The organism is Stenotrophomonas sp. 89682_Sma, from assembly GCF_056481405.1.
This window is the reverse complement of sequence record NZ_CM151147.1, coordinates 863,153-878,991: the sequence shown is the minus strand read 5'-3', so window position 1 is coordinate 878,991 and position 15,839 is coordinate 863,153. Positions and strand designations below refer to the sequence as shown.

Sequence of the window (15,839 nt, the reverse complement as noted above, 5' to 3'; positions counted from 1 at the left end):
GAACGGAAGCCCCGCACGGCGCCACTGCGGGCAGCCCGGCAGCGGCTTTTAGGAAACAACTGATTCCGCCACTTCGGCGTGGCTCCCTAGCATCGGTTCATGTTCCGCATTCCCCGCCCCTTGCTGCCGCAGTCCACGCCGCCCAGCACCGCATCGGTGCTGTTGCGCTGCCTGACCGTGTGCGTGTTCATCTGCCTGGCAGCCGCGGCGGGCTTCTACCTGCTGAGCACGTTCAACGAGGACATCTCGACCCATCGCCGGGAAATGAACGCAGCCGCCTACAAGGCACAGATCTACTTCGACCAGCGTGAAGCCCTGCTGCGCTACCTTGGCGACTCGGTGGTGAAGGGCCCACCGGTCACCTCGGCAACCGACGCCGAGGGCATGCGCCGGATTGCGCTGGACATCCCCGATGGCGCAGGCGGCCAGCAACTGCTGCTGTCGGCACGTGCCGAACACACGCTGCAGGCGCTGCAGACACAACTGGTACTGGTGGATACAGGTGGCCCGCACAGGCTGGCTGGCGCCGAGGTGGACGTGGCGCTGGCACAACTGCCGCCGCTGCACGCATTGCAGGCGCGCAACGGCAGCCTGGACGGCGCCGACCCCGTGTACTGGCTGCGCCCGGGCGACACCGGAGTGGTACTGGCGCAACCGGTGCAGGCGGGGCCGCACCCGGCGCAGTGGCTGTTGCTGCTGCTGGATGGTGCGGCGGCGGCGAGCATGATTGATGGCCAGGGTATTGGTGGCTACGCGCTGCTCGATGACCAGGCGCAACCGGCCTTGTCCAGCCAGACGCCCCGCCTGGACAGGGCGGGCTGGGAAACGTTGCGGCAACGCCAGGACGACAGCTTCGGCACGCTGTGGAGCAGCGGCATACCGCGCGGCGTGGCCCTGGTGAAGAGCGTCGGCAACGATGGCTGGCGGCTGGTCTACCACCTGCCTCCCTCGTTGTTGCTGGGCGACCTGGCGGTGCCACTGCTGGCCTGCAGCATGGCGCTGCTGCTGGCCGGCTTTACGCTGCGCCTGCTGCGGCATCGCGTCGACGGTCAATTGATCCAGCCGGCACTCCAGCAGCACCGCCGGCTGCTTGAGAATCTGGACTTCAGCTCGACGGTGATCGACATGGCCCCGGTCGGGATCTGCGTGCTGCGACGCAGTGACCGCCATCTACTGCTCTGCAACCAGCTGCTGCGCGACTGGCTGGGGCAGGATGGCGAAGACAGCGACTGGCAGGCGCCATGGCGCGGGCATGCCGGCGAACGCGGCCGTGGGCTGGAGTTCACAACCCGCGAAGGCCGGCAACTGCAGGTGTTGCACGCCGCCTGCCGCTATCAGGGCGATGATGTGCTGCTGTGCGTCTTCCACGACATCTCGCGGCATCGCCAGGCACAGGCGGCGCTGTCATCGGCACGACAGGCCGCCGATGCCGCCAACCAGGCCAAGAGCGCGTTCCTGGCCACCATGAGCCACGAAATCCGCACACCGCTGTACGGCGTACTGGGGACGCTTGAACTGCTTGGACACACCGCGCTGGATGCGCGGCAATCGCAGTACCTGCGCACCATCGAGAGCTCGTCATCGGTGCTGTTGCAGCTGATCAGCGACGTGCTGGATGTTTCCAAGATCGAGTCCGGGCAGCTGAGCCTGGAGCCGAGTTCATTCTCGCCGCGCGAACTGACCGAAAGCGTGCTGCGCAGCTTCGCCGCGTCCGCCACCCGCAAGGGGTTGCAGATCCTGGTCTGCACCGACCCGCGCCTGCCGACGCGCGTTCTTGGCGACGCCGACCGGATCCGCCAGGTGCTGGGCAACCTGCTCAGCAACGCGATCAAGTTCACCGAACACGGCCGCGTGGTCCTCCGCGTACGCCAGGTGGAGCGCGAGGCCGAGTCCAGCGTGCTGGCCTGGCAAGTGACCGACACCGGCGTGGGCATTGCCGCCGAAGAGCAGGCGCGCCTGTTCGAGCCCTTCCGTCAGGTACGCGGCGCAGCCAGCGCGCAGGGCACCGGGCTTGGCCTGTCCATCAGCGACCGCCTGGTCCGCCTGATGAGTGGCGAGCTGCAGGTGGTCAGCGAACCCGGGCTGGGCAGCAGTTTCAGTGTGCGCCTGCCGCTGCCGGTGCTGGCTGCTGTCGAAGATGGGCCGACCCTGAAGCCGGAGCCGCCGATCCTGGTTCGTGGCCGTGACCGCGAACTGGTCGACAGTGCGTGCGGCTGGCTGCAACGTTGGGGTGCCAACGCACAGCCGCTGCACGGTGAGCCTGCCCTGCTCGACCATGACGGCGCGATCCTGATGGACGGTGAAGCGTCGACGCCGCTGCCCTGGAAGGGCCCGCGTGTCGTGGCCTCGATCGACGGCGGCGACCAGCCCATCGCGGCACCCGATGGCAGCCTGGTGGTCAGCCTGCATGGCATGACCGCGATCGGCAACGCAGTGGCCAACCTCCAGCAACGCGGTACGGCGCTGCCGGAAGCCGCGGGCGCAGCGCCGCTGATGCCGCTGGGCATGCGCGTGCTGGCCGTTGAGGACAATCCGATCAACCGGGTGATCCTGGCAGAACAGCTGCGCACCCTGGGCTGCGACGTGGAACTGGCCCAGGACGGCATGGAAGCGCTGCAGCTGTGCCGTGAACACAGCTTCGACCTGGTGGTGACCGACATCAACATGCCGCGCATGGATGGCCACGCGTTTGCACGGCAACTACGCGATGACGGCATTCCACTGCCGGTGATCGGTGCCACCGCCAACGCCACCGCCGAAGAACGCGAGCGCTGCCTTGCCAGCGGCATGCGGGGCTATCTGAGCAAACCCATCGACATCGCCCGCCTGCGCAAGGCGATCACCGCCCTGCGCCAAGGAAACCCCGCATGACCCAGCGCATCCTGATCCTGGAAGACCAGCCGTTCCAGCGCGGCTATCTCGCCAACCTGTTCGGCAGCCGCCGTGGTGTGCAGGTCGACGCCTGCGAGGACGTGGAAGCAGCGATCGCCCTGTGCGCCTGCCAATCCTACGATCTGGTAGTGAGCGATCTGCTGATGCCGGGACAGGACGGCATCCAGTTCATACAGGCGCTGGCCGCCCAACCGCGGCCACCACGCCTGGCCGTGGTCAGCGCGGCATCGCGACGGATGATGACGTCAGCGCGCCTGATGGCCGAATCGCTCGGACTGGAGGTGATCGGCCTGCTGCCCAAGCCGGTGGCCGCGACCGACGTCGAGGCGCTGCTCGACGCGCTGGCGCAGGCGCGACCGTCGGTGGATGCAGCACCGGCACGCGCGGCGGCGCTGCCGGAACCCGATGCCCAACAGTTGCGCCAGGCAATGGCCGACGGCGGCCTCACGGCCTGGTTCCAGCCCAAGAAATCGCTGCAGACCGGGCGCGTGGTCGCTGCTGAAGCACTGGTGCGCTGGCGCCATCCGCAGCTGGGAACACTGGCCGCGGGCAGCTTCCTGCCCGCGATGTGCCGCCATGGGCTGGAAGGCGAACTGTTGCGGATGATGCTCAAGGCCAGCATCAAGGCACAGGCGCGCTGGCGCAAGCAGGGCTTCCGCGTGCCGGTATCGATCAACCTGCCGCCGCATCTGCTGGAGCAGTCCGACCTGCCCGACGAGCTGCTGGCAATGACGCTGGCGCTGGGCGGCACACCGGGTGAACTGTGTTTCGAACTGATGGAAAACAGCACCACGCGGCACGTCAGCGACTTCTATGCAGGCGCCTGTCGCCTGCGCATGAAGGGTTTCGGCCTCGCCCAGGACGATTTCGGGCAAGGCCTGAGCTCGGTGCACAACCTGGTCAATACGCCCTTCACCGAGGTCAAGATCGACCGTGCGCTGGTCAGTGGCTGTGCCCGCGATCCTGCCTTGCATCTGACCCTGTCGACCATCATCGCGCTGGCCAACCAGCTGGGCCTTACCATCGTGGCCGAAGGCGTGGAAAGCGATGCCGACCTGGCGGCGTTGCGCCAGCTCGGCTGCAGCCAGGTGCAGGGTTTCCTGATTTCGCAGGCGCTGCCATCGGATGAATTCACCCGTCTGCTGGATGACGAATCGCCGCGAATGGACGAGGCGGCATCGGCCGCCCTGCGATGAGCCCGGTTCCACTCGGGCTTCACGGATTCATCAAGCACCATTGACGATCCTGTATGGGCGGCGATACCCGGCAATTCCCCGCCGCCGCGAGTTGCCGCTGACTGCCCATTGCTCCGAGACCCGCCATGCCGGCCGAGGCCGCTCCCGTACGTCGACTTGCCCGCCGCTCCCTGCGCGTCCATGCCCTGCTGATCGGCGTGGTCGTGCTGGCCACACTGCAGGCCGGCCTGCTGCTGTCCAGCGGCACGCAGCTGTTGAACGAAGAGCACAGGAAGATCGAGTACCACTTCCGCCGCCTCGACGGCACGCTGCGCGAACAGGAGCGCTTCCTGCGCCAGTGGCGGCTGCATGATGTCGGCGCACGCGGCCAGCCGGTTCCGGATGCCAGCGTGGAACCGCAGCGTGGCCCGATGTTCGCCAACTTCGCGCTGGTGGAGAACACCGACAACCAAGCGATACCGCCAACCGAACTGGGGGATCGTTTCCTGCGCTTCTACGGCACGTTCTGGTCGGCCTCGCATTTCCCACCACCGCAGTGCCTGCTGGTCGATGGCCAGGGCACGCGCGGCGTGCTGGCGCCGGTGCAGATGACCGGCGCTGACGCCAGCCAGAGCAGCCCGCACCACCTGCGCCCGGCGATCAGCGACATCCACCGGGTGCTGGCCACGCAGCCGGCCCTGCAGCGCGGTGGCATCATCTGGGTCGACGTGCCTTGGCGCGATGGCCAGACCCGTCTGCTGGCGATTGCGCATGCGCCACAGGACGCGCGCCTGTGGGGCGAGCCCAGCGATGGCCCCGGGGCCCGGGCCGGGCGGGGGGGGGGGTTCCCCCCGGGGGGGGGGGGCCCCGTTGTTTGCGCTTTGGGGGTGGGGGCCCCGGGGCCGCCGCCCGTTTGGGGGGCCCCCCGGGCCCCGCGCGCCCGCGCCCCCTTGGCGGCCGGCCGGGCGGCCTGGGGGTCCGGCCGCGCCGCGGCCGGGGGTGGTGGCGGTCTACCACGTGGGCTGGCGCCAGATCTTCCAGCATCCGCAGGGGCCGTTGCTGGGCGCCACGCTGGTCGCGCTGATGCTGGCACTGGGTGGCACGCTGGTGCTGCGCGCCTACCGCCGATCGGTCATCGAGCCACTGCGCACCAATCACGCGCGCCTGCTCGAAAGCGAAGCTTTCAGCCGCACCATCCTGGACAACGCACCGATCGGGCTGTGCCTGCTGCGGCGCAGTGACGGCACGGTGCTGCTGGACAACACCCTCGCCCGCCGCTGGCTGGGCGAAGACCACCACGCTGGCGGATGGCATGGCCCCTGGCAGCGCAGTGTACTGACGGCCGGAGGCACCACGCTCGGCGACGGTCTGGCCTACACCACGCCGGAGGACCGCCACCTGCTGGTCACCGCCACGCCGGCACGCTACCGCGGCGAACCCGCCGTGTTGTGCCTGTTCATCGATCTCAGCACCCAGCATGAAGCCGAGCAGGTCCTGCAACAGGCGCGCCAGGCCGCCGACCAGGCCAACCGCGCCAAGAGCCAGTTCCTGGCGACGATGAGCCATGAGATCCGAACCCCACTTTACGGCGTGCTCGGCACGCTTGAACTGCTGGGACTGACGCCACTCGATGCGAAGCAACAGGATTACCTGGCCACCATACAGCGCTCCTCGTCGACCTTGATGCAGCTGATCAGCGACATCCTTGACGTGAGCAAGGCCGAAGCCAGGCAGTTGAGCCTGGAGCCCAGCCCGTTCGATCCGGTACGGCTGACCGAGGATGCAATGGATTCGTATGCCGCTGCGGCGGCCGGCAAGAACCTCCAGTTCTATGCCTGCATCGATGCCGACGTACCCGAGACAGTGTGTGGCGATGCGGCACGGATCCGCCAGGTACTCAACAACCTGATCAGCAATGCGCTGAAGTTCACCGACAGCGGACGCGTGGTGGTACGGGTATCCACGCGCTTGCAGGACGATTGCTGCTGGATCCAGTGGCAGGTGACGGACACCGGCATCGGCATTGCCAGCGAGCACCAGGCCCATCTGTTCGAGCCGTTCTTCCAGGCCAACCCGGGCACCGATGCCATGCGTGGCACCGGCCTCGGCCTGGCGATCTGCGCCCATCTTGCAGCGCTGATGGACGGCCACCTGCGCGTGGTGAGCGAAAGCGGCCTGGGCAGCAGTTTCAGCGTGGAACTGCCGCTGCCACCGGCGCCGGCCGATCCGCAGCAGTCGCCACCGCCACGGCTGCCGGCCCCCCTGCGGGTGCAGGTGCGGGGCGCCGCACGCGAACTGGTGCAGTCGCTGTGCGAACGCCTGCAGCAACGCGGTGCGATCGCCAGCGTGTACCGGGAAGACGTCGCGACGAACGCGCCAGTACCCTCGGTCCTGCTCGATGTGGTGCTGGATGGCCCGGTGCCGCCGGCCACGGGCAGCCCGCACGTGGCAGCCAGCCGTGACGGCGGCGCACGCCCGCAATTGATCGACGGCGCCTGGCGGATTGGACTGCACCGGCTCGACGCCATCGTGATGGCGCTGGCGGCGGCCAGTGGCCAGGCATCGGCAACCAGTGCGGAAGGTCGGCTCCCGCCGCCCCGTCGCTTCAACCTGCAGGTGCTGGTGGCCGAAGACAACCCGATCAACCAAGCGATCCTGCGCGACCAGCTGGAACAACTGGGATGCCGCGCCGTGGTCGCCAGCGATGGCAATGAAGCTCTGGGCTACTGGCAGCAGGGGGCATTCGCGCTGGTATTGACCGACCTGAACATGCCCGGGCTGGATGGCTACGGCCTGGCCCGCGAACTGCGGGCACGCGGCGTTGGCGTGCCGATCCACGGTGCCACCGCCAACGCCGACCCGGCCGAGCGCCGGCGCTGTGAGGAAGCCGGCATGCAGGGCTTGCTGGTCAAGCCGATCACCCTGGAAGCGCTGCAGGGCCTGCTGGCCCGGATCACCCGCACGGATTCCGCGAGCGTTGCGCCGGCGGCCGGATCGGCGCCGCTCGTCGCCGCTGGCCACGATGCTCCGTTGCAGGTGCCCCCGAAAATGCAGGCGCTGTTCGTGCAGACCATGCAGGACGATCTCGACAGCCTGCGCCAGGCGATCACCGCCACCGATGCCCCGCGCGTCGCGCAGGTGCTGCATCGCATCCGCGGTGCACTGGTCATTGTTGGCGCACCCGACCTGGTGGACAACGGCCTGCAGATCGAACAGCGCATCGCGCAGGGTGACGGACTGGACGCGGTGAACGCCCCGCTGCTCGCGTTCCAGCAGCGCTTGCAACGGCTGCTCGAACCCCTGCTTGATACCGGCTCCCCTTCCCTCCCAGACGACCCGCACCTGCCATGACTACACGGATCCTCATTGCCGACGACCATCCGATCGTCCTTGCCGGCATCCGCGATGTGCTGGCGGGCGAACTGGACCTGGAGGTTGTGGGAGAAGCCGCCGATCCGGCCACGTTGATCGACCTGATGACGCAGACCCGGCCACAGGCGGTGATCACCGACTACAGCATGCCCGGGGGCGACCACTTCGGTGATGGCATCAAGCTGATCTCGTTCCTGCACCGCAGCTTCCCGGACACCCGCCTGCTGGTGCTGACCATGGTCTCCAACCCGTCGCTGGTGGCAGCAATGTACGCAGCCGGCGCCGGTGGGGTGGTACTGAAGAGCCATGGCCTGGGCAGCCTGGTGCAGGCCCTGCGCGTGGTGCTGGCCGACCGCGTCTACCGCCCGCCCGGCCTGCTGCCGGTCGCTGCCAGCGAACCGGCCGATGCCGATGCGGTCCGCGCCCGCCTGTCACCGCGCGAGCTGGAAGTGATCCGCCTGTTCACCGGCGGCATGAGCGTGGGTGACATCGCGCGGCAATTGCAGCGCAGCGCCAAGACGGTCAGCACGCAGAAGATCAGCGCCATGCGCAAACTGGGCGTGGACAGCGACCAGGCCCTGATCGAGTACTGCCTGCAGGCCTCGCTGTTCGCCTGAGCCCCACTGCAGGCTGAACCCTGCCGGCCCCGCAGGAGGGCCTGCATGGGCTTTAGGAAACGCCTGATTCCACAGAACTGTGCCGATTCCTAGGCTGGACGCATCCCGCCATGGTGCGCCTGCCGGCAGTAGCTGCATCGCCATGTGGGGGAACGGAAGCCGATGGCGCCCCTGCTGCCATCACAGCGGGCTTCCGCAGCGACGCGGCCCTGCCGCGCCAGTTCGCGCAGCCGCGCTGCGCCCTGCCACAGGAAGTCCACCAGCATGAACGCCTCCCCAACTCGGCGCCGCCGTGCGTCCGGGCGCGCGCGTCCCGCGCCTGCTCCTCTCCTTCCCAGCCTGCTGGCCACCGCCCTGTGGGCGGCACTGCCGGCCCAGGGCGCCGACCTGACCGGGCCGCTGCAGGTCAGCGATGGCAACAGCCTGCAGCTGGGTGCCGATGATGTCCTCACCCATGGCACGGGCAGCTTCGCGCTGGCCGTCACCGGTGCAGGCAGCAATGCTCTGATCGATGGCAGCCGCATCAACGTGACCGGCAATGGCAGTGCCGTGTCCGCCAGCAACGGCGGCCAGGTACAGCTGCGCAGCGCTGCGCTGTCCATCTCGCCGGCCACCGGCACTGGCTTCTATGCGTTGTATGCCAATGGTGCCGGCAGTGTGATCGACGCCCGGGATGTCGACATCGATACCACCCGCAATGGCAGCGGATTCGGCAGCGTGCAGGCCTACAACGGCGGCGTGATCCGCTACACCGGCGGCCGCCTTTCGATGACCGGTACCGGCGGGACACTGGCCGGTGCGTCCGGCAAGGGCAGCGAGCTGCATCTGTCCGATCTTCAGATGAGCGGCGACGGTGGTGCCCGACTGCGCGCCGACAGCGCCGGCCTGCTGACGGTCCGCAACAGCCGGATCACCCTCGCCCCCGGCGGCATCCTTGCCGGTGTCGCCGTCGATGGCGCAGGCAGCCGCGCCGAGCTGTACGACACCTACCTGCAAAACGGTTGGTTCGATATCGACAGCGGTGGCAGCGTGCTGCTGGACAACGTCGAAGCGCACTCGGTGGGCGGCAGCATGCGCCTTCTCGGCAGCCGCATCAACAAGACCTACTCCAGTGCGGTGATCAACGGCGGCAGCTTCTATACCGTGGGCGGCTATGGCGTGAACATCAACAGCTGGGGCCAGCTGACCGCCCGCGACGCCGTGTTCGATGTGCGTGAGGGCTACTCCGGGTTCTGGCTGGCCAGCGATGAGTCGCGCCTGCAGCTGACCAACAGCACCGTTGATACCTGGACCGACACCTATGGCTACGGCGTGGAGATCGCCGGCGGCGTTGCCACCGTGCAGGGTGGCCGGATCACCACGCACGGTGATGCGACCTACGGCGTGCGCGTGACCGGCTCCACCGGCAGCACCGCCAGCCGCATCGAAGCCAACGGCAGCGTGATCGACGTGCGCGGCAACGGCGGCGGCGGCGTGTTCATCGGCGGCTCCACCGCCACCGCGCTGCTCGACAACGTTGCGATCCGCAGCGACGGCGAGAACGTGTTCGGCATCGTGCACATGAACACGGCGCGGCTGACCCAGGCCGACCGCCTGGACATCCGCATGACCGGCAGCAACAGCGGCGGCTACCGCTCCTACCTGACCGCCTTCGGTCCTTACTGGAACCGTGCCACCTTCAACGAAAGCCATATCGAAACCGCCAGCGGCGCCGCGTTCTGGCTGCAGGGCAGCAACCATGCGTTGACCGTCAATGGCAGCGACGTGACCGCGGGCGACGGCAGCGGCCGCCTGCTGCGGGTCAGCGACACGGTGTTCACCGATGGCAGCAGCGTGGCGACCAGCCGCATCGACTTCAGCGCCGACGCCAGCACGCTGCGCGGTGACGTGGTGGTCGACAGCGCAACGGCTGACGTGCATATGGTGCTGCGCAACGGCACCACGTTCAGCGGTGCGCTACGTGATGATTCCGGCTACCAGGTCGCCCAGTTGTCGCTGGACGGCAGCAGCCAGTGGAACGTGCGCGCCAGTTCCAGCGTCGGCACGCTCGAGCACACCGGCACCATCGCTTTCGATGCGCCGGCGGCCGGCGATTTCAAGACCGTTACCGTCAGCGGCGACTACGTGGGCAACGGTGGCCAGTGGATCTTCAACCGCGCGCTGGGTGACGACACCTCGCTCGGTGACCAGCTGGTGATCAACGGCAACAGCAGCGGCACTGCCAGCGTGAACGTGCGCAATGCCGGCGGTGCCGGTGCGCTGACCCAGGAGGGCATCCGCCTGATCACCGTGGCTGGCCAGTCGGATGCACAGTTCAGCCTGCAGGGGCGCGCGGTTGCGGGCGCCTACGACTACTTCCTGTGCAAGGGTGGCGTATCGACGCCGGATGATGGCAACTGGTACCTGCGTTCGGAATACGTACCGCCGGTCGATCCGCCGGAACCTCCGGTTGATCCGCCGAAGCCGCCGGAACCGCCGGTTGATCCGCCAGTGCCGCCGGTACCCCCGATCGATCCGCCGTTGCCGCCGGAGCCACCGATCGATCCGCCGCGCCCGCAGGTGGAACGTCCGGAACCGGCCGCCTACGTGGCCAACCGCGGTGCCGCGCTGGGCATGTTCCGGCACAGCCTGCACGACCGTGCCGGTGATCCCGCCGCCGCGGCCGGCGCCAACAGCGATGCCGTGGCCTGGATGCATCTTCGCAGTGGGCAGCCCGACAGCCACGACCGCAACCGCCAGGTACAGGTCGATGGCCAGATCAGCAGCGTGCTGGTCGGCGTCGGCCGCCGCTTCGAAGTGGGTGGCACGGGCGAGCTGCAGGCGGGCGCGATGCTCGGCCACGGCCGCGCGCGCAATGACAGCCGCTCGCAGCTGACCGGCTATACCGCGCGTGGCGTGGTGACCGGCACCAGCGTGGGCGCCTACGCCACCTGGCTGCAGGATGCGCGCATGGAAGGCGGCGCCTATGTGGATGGCTCGCTGCAGTACGGACGCTTCCGCAACAGTGTGCAGGGCGACGGTCTGCAGAAGGAGCGCTATGACGCCCGCAGCTGGAGCGCGTCTGCCGAAGCCGGCTACGTGCTGCCGCTGCGGCACACCGCGCAGCGCGGCATCTACCTGGAACCGCAGCTGCAGGTGGTGCACAGCCGCTATGACAGCGACCGCGTAGTAGAGGCCAACGGCACAGTGGTCGAGGACCGCGGCGGTGGCGAGACAAGCACCCGCCTCGGCCTGCGCCTGTACAGCCGTGGGTTGAGCCCGGCGCAGGGCCAGGTGCACCCGTACGTGGCGGTGAACTGGTGGTCCGGCGGCAATGGCGCGGGGCTGGCGATGGACGGCGAGCAACTGCGCCGCCAGCTGCCGCGTGACATCTACGAGGCCAAGGCCGGCGTGCAGCTGAACCTGTCCGGCGGATGGCGCGGCTGGGGAGAGATCAGCCGGCAGAGCGGCAGCATGGGCTTCCGCGATGTCGGCGCCCAGCTGGGCGTCTCGTACAACTGGTGATGCGGGAAGAACCCGGCAAGGGAGTGCCGGGTTCTTTTTCCACACGGGCCGTGGAAAGCGGTGGGGGTTTGGTGTGGACAAGTGGCGGCGAGCACTGCGCAGCAAGCGTTTCGGAGCGTGGTTATTTTTTGTCCATGCTCTTCGACGGTTTTCCACACCCGTCGTGGAGAGTGGTTGGGATTTGATGTGGACAAGTGGGTGCGAGCATTGCACCGCAGGCGTTTCGAAGCGTGGCCAAAATTTGACCACGCCACATGATTGAAACGTGTAGAGCCGAGCCCATGCTCGGCTCAAGTCCATCGCAGCCGAGCATCGGCTCGGCTCTACATCGGGTTCGCCGGTTTTCCACACCCGACGTGGAAAGCGATGGGAGTTTGCTGTGGACAAGTGCCGGCGAACATCACACCGCAAGCGTTTCGCAGTGTGGTGCTTTTTTGTCCATACCCGCAAACGCGAACGCCCCGCACAGGGCGGGGCGTCCAGGGTCGATCCGTTGCCGCAGGATCAGACGTTGAAGCGGAAGTGCAGGATGTCGCCTTCCTGCACGCGGTATTCCTTGCCTTCCAGGCGCAGGCGACCGGCTTCCTTGGCGCCGGCTTCGCCCTTGTACTTGATGAAGTCGTCATACGCGATGGTTTCGGCGCGGATGAAGCCCTTCTCGAAGTCGGTGTGGATGACTGCGGCGGCCTGCGGGGCGGTGGCGCCCTTGCGCACGGTCCACGCGCGGACTTCCTTCACGCCGGCGGTGAAGTAGGTCTGCAGGCCCAGCAGGCTGTAGGCCGCGTTGATCACGCGGTTCAGGCCCGGCTCGCTCAGGCCCAGGTCGGCCAGGAAGGTATCGCGGTCTTCGTCGTCGAGCTGGGACAGCTCTTCTTCGATCGCGGCCGACACCGGCACCACCTGCGCACCTTCGGCGGCGGCATGCGCACGCACGGCTTCCAGGTGCGGGTTGTTCTCGAAACCGTCTTCCAGCACGTTGGCGATGTACATCACCGGCTTCAGGGTCAGCAGGAACAGGTCACGGACCAGCGCCTTCTCTTCTTCGTCCAGGCCCACCGAACGGCCAGCCTTGCCATCCGACAGCGCCGCCTGCAGCTTGGCCAGCACCGGCTTGCGCGCCGCTGCGTCCTTGTCGCCGCCCTTGGCCGCACGCTCAGCACGGTTCAGCGCCTTCTCGACGCTGTCCAGGTCGGCCAGCGCCAGCTCGGTATCGATGGTTTCGATGTCCGAGATCGGATCGACCTTGCCGGCCACGTGCACGATGTCGCCGTGCTCAAAGCAGCGCACCACGTGGGTGATCGCATCGACTTCGCGGATGTGCGCCAGGAACTTGTTGCCCAGGCCTTCACCGCTGGCGGCACCAGCCACCAGGCCAGCAATGTCGACGAACTCGACCGCGGTCGGGATGACCTTCTGCGGGTTGATGATGCCTGCCAGTTCGCCCAGGCGCGGATCCGGCACCGGCACGATGCCGACGTTCGGTTCGATGGTGCAGAACGGGAAGTTCGCTGCGGCGATACCCGCCTTGGTCAGCGCATTGAACAGGGTCGACTTGCCGACGTTGGGCAGCCCGACGATGCCGCATTTGATACCCATGGGTGACAGCTCTCTGGGGTGAAAGTGATTGGTGAAACAGCGCGCGCGCTGCTTGGCCAATCCATCTCGGTGTTGATCATTGCGTGCCAACCAAGGTCGGCACCCACCGGAATCGGGAAGGTTGGCACCTACCCAAAGCGGGTTACTTCGGGGTGTGCAGGCGCTTCATCGCTTCGCTGAAATCGCCTTGCACCGCCAGCGGCATCACGTCGATCGCATCGTCGATGGCGCGCGCGATCAGCACGTCGTCGTCCTTGGACGGGCGGCCGAGCACCCAACCCACCACGCGGTCCTTGTGGCCGGGATGGCCGATGCCCACGCGCAGGCGATGGAACTTGCCGTGACCGAGCAGGCGGATGGTATCGCGCAGGCCGTTCTGGCCACCGTGGCCGCCGTCGAACTTCAGCCGCGCCACGCCGGGCGCCAGGTCCAGTTCGTCATGGGCCAGCAGGGTCTCTTCCGGTTCGATCTTCCAGAACCGCTGCGCCGCCGTGACCGACTTGCCGCTGAGGTTCATGAAGGTGGCGGGCTTGAGCAGCCACACCGTCTGCCCGGCAATCTCGACCTTGGCGGTCTCGCCGAACAGCTTGCTGTCCACATTCCATCGCGCACCGGCTTTTTCCGCCAGGGCCTCAACGAAATGAAACCCGGCATTGTGCCGGGTCCGGGCGTGTTCCGATCCGGGATTGCCCAGACCGACGATCAGTCGCAGTCCTGCCATGGTTCCTTCCAATACGGTGCCTGCCCGGAGGCAGGCACCGTAGCGGTATTACTCGGCGGCAGCCGCTTCTTCGTCAGCCGCGTCGGCCTTGCCGGCCTTGGCGGTGACGATGGCGTCGTCGTGGTCCTTGCCCAGCGCCAGGGCCGGGATTTCCACGCCCTTCGGCAGCTTGATGTTGGACAGGTACACCACGTCACCGGCCTTCAGCTCGCCCAGGTCGACTTCGATCGACTCCGGCAGGTCCTTCGGCAGGCAGGTGATGGTCACTTCCTTCAGTTCGTGGGTGACCACGACGTCGGCAGCCTTGCCGGCCGGCGAGGTGTCTTCGTTGACGAAGTGCAGCGGGACCGAAGCGGTCAGGGCTTCGTTCTCGTTCACGCGCTGGAAGTCCAGGTGCATGATCAGCTGCTTGTACGGGTGGCGCTGCATGTCACGCAGCAGGACCTTCTGCACCTGGCCGTCCAGGTTCAGGTCCAGGATCGAGGCATAGAACCACTCGTTCTGCTGGGCCAGCCAGATTTCGTTGTGGTCCAGGCTGATGGCGACCGGCTCGGCGTTGCCGCCGTACACGATGGCCGGGATCACACCAGCGTGACGCAGGCGGCGGCTCGCACCCTTACGCTGCAGTTCACGCTTGGTGACCTTGATTTCATGGGTCTTCGACATTTTCGACTACTCAGGTTGTTGCCGCGCCTTGCGGCGTGGCGGTTGAAGATGCTTCCGCGACCAGAAGCACCCGGGGTATGCCCCCACCGTTGCCGGCGAGGGCGAAATACTCAATCGACGTACAGCGAGCTGACCGACTCGCCGAAGGCGATGCGGCGCATCGTTTCGGCCAGCATTTCCGCCACGCTCAGCTGGCGGATCTTGCTGCACACCCGCGCGGCGTCCTTCAGCGGGATGGTGTCGGTCACCACCAGCTCGTCGAGCTGGGAATTGGTGATGTTGTCCACTGCCGGGCCCGACAGCACCGCGTGGGTGCAGTAGGCAGCGACCTTGAGCGCACCGCGCGCCTTCAGGGCAGCGGCAGCGGCGCACAGGGTGCCGGCGGTGTCGACGATGTCATCGACCATCACGCAGGTCTTGCCTTCGACGTCACCGATGATGTTCATCACGGTGGAGACGTTGGCGCGCGGGCGGCGCTTGTCGATGATCGCCAGGTCGGCGTCATCCAGGCGCTTGGCCACTGCACGGGCGCGGACCACGCCGCCCACGTCCGGCGAGACAACAATCAGGTTCTCGGTGCCGTAGGCGCGCCAGATGTCGGCCAGCAGCAGCGGGGACGCATACACGTTGTCCACCGGAATATCGAAGAAGCCCTGGATCTGGTCGGCGTGCAGGTCGACGGTCAGCACGCGATCAGCGCCAGCGGTGCTGAACATCTTGGCCGCCAGCTTGGCGGTGATCGGCACGCGCGAGGAACGCATGCGGCGATCCTGGCGCGAGTAGCCGAAGTACGGCACCACGGCGGTCACGCTGGCCACCGATGCACGCTTGAGCGCGTCGATCAGCACCAGCAGTTCCATCAGGTTTTCCGCGCTCGGCGCGCAGGTCGGCTGGATCACGAACACGTCCTGCTTGCGGACGTTCTCTTCGATCTCCACCTGCACTTCACCATCGGAGAAGTGCGAGACCAGCGCCTTGCCCGGGCGAACCCCCAGTTCCTTGCAGATGTTCTGCGCCAGACGTTTGTTGGCGTTGCCGGAAAAGACCAGCAGGTTCGGGGACTCTTGCATCATGATTGTCTCGGGCGGGGACGAGTGGCGGGGATCCGGAGTCGGCAAGGACCCTGATGGACCCTTGCTGCTGACAACACCGCGGCTGTTTCCACGTCCCGCGCGGGCGATGCGCTGGAAGGCGCGGACACAGCCGCTATTGGCAGGGGCGGTAGGATTCGAACCTACGAATGCCAGGATCAAAACCTGGTGCCTTGGGCCTCTTGGCGACGCCCCTGCATTGATA

General features: G+C 67.3%; 10 protein-coding genes and 1 tRNA gene. 6 read left to right on the top strand and 5 right to left on the bottom strand.

What is annotated here, in order from left to right; all coding sequences use genetic code 11:
- Nucleotides 1-99: 99 nt before the first annotated feature.
- From ACZK29_RS03925 to ACZK29_RS03900, 6 genes are all read left to right on the top strand, one after another.
- Nucleotides 100-2,871, top strand: a complete 2,772-nt coding sequence (locus ACZK29_RS03925; RefSeq protein ID WP_478446704.1) for a response regulator — start codon at nt 100-102, stop codon at nt 2,869-2,871.
- Nucleotides 2,868-4,088 (top strand): EAL domain-containing response regulator, encoded by a 1,221-nt coding sequence (locus ACZK29_RS03920; RefSeq protein ID WP_478446703.1) that lies wholly within the window; start codon nt 2,868-2,870, stop codon nt 4,086-4,088. Before ACZK29_RS03925 ends, ACZK29_RS03920 begins: the two co-directional genes overlap by 4 nt.
- Nucleotides 4,089-4,213: 125 nt before the next feature.
- Nucleotides 4,214-5,308, top strand: coding sequence for a hypothetical protein (locus ACZK29_RS03915; protein ID WP_478453101.1), 1,095 nt, complete (start codon nt 4,214-4,216; stop codon nt 5,306-5,308).
- 316 nt (nt 5,309-5,624) lie between these two features.
- Entirely contained in the window at nt 5,625-7,418 is a 1,794-nt protein-coding gene (locus ACZK29_RS03910; RefSeq protein ID WP_478453104.1) for an ATP-binding protein, read from the top strand.
- Nucleotides 7,415-8,056 carry a response regulator gene (locus tag ACZK29_RS03905; protein ID WP_111204503.1) on the top strand — a complete coding sequence of 214 codons (642 nt, stop codon included), beginning with the start codon at nt 7,415-7,417 and terminating at the stop codon, nt 8,054-8,056. The genes ACZK29_RS03910 and ACZK29_RS03905 overlap by 4 nt, the downstream gene beginning before the upstream one ends.
- Nucleotides 8,057-8,320: 264 nt before the next feature.
- A complete protein-coding gene (locus ACZK29_RS03900; RefSeq protein ID WP_478446701.1) occupies nt 8,321-11,560 on the top strand; it encodes an autotransporter family protein in 3,240 nt (1,079 codons plus the stop codon).
- A gap of 504 nt (nt 11,561-12,064) precedes the next feature.
- Here ACZK29_RS03900 and ychF read toward each other — a convergent pair.
- From ychF to ACZK29_RS03875, 5 genes are all read right to left on the bottom strand, one after another.
- Nucleotides 12,065-13,156, bottom strand: coding sequence for a redox-regulated ATPase YchF (ychF, locus tag ACZK29_RS03895; protein WP_049432727.1), 1,092 nt, complete (start codon nt 13,154-13,156; stop codon nt 12,065-12,067).
- A gap of 142 nt (nt 13,157-13,298) precedes the next feature.
- Nucleotides 13,299-13,877 carry an aminoacyl-tRNA hydrolase gene (gene pth, locus ACZK29_RS03890; protein WP_008268208.1) on the bottom strand — a complete coding sequence of 193 codons (579 nt, stop codon included), beginning with the start codon at nt 13,875-13,877 and terminating at the stop codon, nt 13,299-13,301.
- Nucleotides 13,878-13,925: 48 nt separating this feature from the next.
- The gene (locus ACZK29_RS03885; protein ID WP_111204505.1) at nt 13,926-14,543 is read right to left on the bottom strand and encodes a 50S ribosomal protein L25/general stress protein Ctc; all 618 of its coding nucleotides are present in this window, start codon (nt 14,541-14,543) and stop codon (nt 13,926-13,928) included.
- Between the two features lie 110 nt (nt 14,544-14,653).
- Nucleotides 14,654-15,613 (bottom strand): ribose-phosphate diphosphokinase, encoded by a 960-nt coding sequence (locus ACZK29_RS03880; protein ID WP_005415400.1) that lies wholly within the window; start codon nt 15,611-15,613, stop codon nt 14,654-14,656.
- 140 nt (nt 15,614-15,753) lie between these two features.
- A tRNA-Gln gene (locus ACZK29_RS03875) sits at nt 15,754-15,830 on the bottom strand.
- Between the last annotated feature and the right edge of the window lie 9 nt (nt 15,831-15,839).

Coding starts and splice junctions, on each gene's coding strand:
- ACZK29_RS03915 (WP_478453101.1), top strand. CDS start 4,214: ATGCCGGCCGAGGCCGCTCCCGTACGTCGACTTGCCCGCCGCTCCCTG.
- ACZK29_RS03900 (WP_478446701.1), top strand. CDS start 8,321: ATGAACGCCTCCCCAACTCGGCGCCGCCGTGCGTCCGGGCGCGCGCGT.
- ACZK29_RS03885 (WP_111204505.1), bottom strand. CDS start 14,543: ATGTCGAAGACCCATGAAATCAAGGTCACCAAGCGTGAACTGCAGCGT.
- ACZK29_RS03920 (WP_478446703.1), top strand. CDS start 2,868: ATGACCCAGCGCATCCTGATCCTGGAAGACCAGCCGTTCCAGCGCGGC.
- pth (WP_008268208.1), bottom strand. CDS start 13,877: ATGGCAGGACTGCGACTGATCGTCGGTCTGGGCAATCCCGGATCGGAA.
- ychF (WP_049432727.1), bottom strand. CDS start 13,156: ATGGGTATCAAATGCGGCATCGTCGGGCTGCCCAACGTCGGCAAGTCG.
- ACZK29_RS03925 (WP_478446704.1), top strand. CDS start 100: ATGTTCCGCATTCCCCGCCCCTTGCTGCCGCAGTCCACGCCGCCCAGC.
- ACZK29_RS03880 (WP_005415400.1), bottom strand. CDS start 15,613: ATGCAAGAGTCCCCGAACCTGCTGGTCTTTTCCGGCAACGCCAACAAA.
- ACZK29_RS03910 (WP_478453104.1), top strand. CDS start 5,625: ATGAGCCATGAGATCCGAACCCCACTTTACGGCGTGCTCGGCACGCTT.
- ACZK29_RS03905 (WP_111204503.1), top strand. CDS start 7,415: ATGACTACACGGATCCTCATTGCCGACGACCATCCGATCGTCCTTGCC.